This is a genomic window from Streptomyces wedmorensis, assembly GCF_000716445.1.
In the GTDB taxonomy this organism is placed as follows: domain Bacteria; phylum Actinomycetota; class Actinomycetes; order Streptomycetales; family Streptomycetaceae; genus Streptomyces; species Streptomyces wedmorensis.
Genome location: NZ_JNWK01000182.1, coordinates 1 through 347, shown reverse-complemented (window position 1 = coordinate 347; position 347 = coordinate 1). Strand labels below are relative to the sequence as shown.

Sequence of the window (347 nt, the reverse complement as noted above, 5' to 3'; positions counted from 1 at the left end):
CTTCCGGTATCCGGGCGCGGAGGAGCCGGTCCTCACGGACGTGGAGCTCGTCGCCCGGCCCGGTGAGACCACCGCGATCATCGGCTCCACCGGCAGCGGCAAGTCGACCCTCCTCGGGCTCGTGCCCCGGCTGTTCGACGCCACCGGCGGCGAGGTCCTCGTCGACGGCGTCGACGTCCGCACACTCGACCCGAAACTGATGGCCCGGACGGTCGGCCTCGTACCCCAGAAGCCGTACCTGTTCTCCGGGACCGTCGCCACCAACCTCCGCTACGGCAAGCCCGACGCCACCGACGAGGAACTCTGGCACGCCCTGGAGGTCGCCCAGGCCGCCGACTTCGTACGCG

At 71.5% G+C, this 347-nt stretch carries 1 protein-coding gene; it reads left to right on the top strand.

Translation table 11 applies throughout. The annotated features are described in order from the left end of the window. Nucleotides 1–347: ATP-binding cassette domain-containing protein (locus OO54_RS41030; protein ID WP_033212902.1), on the top strand; the 347-nt coding region annotated here is incomplete at both ends.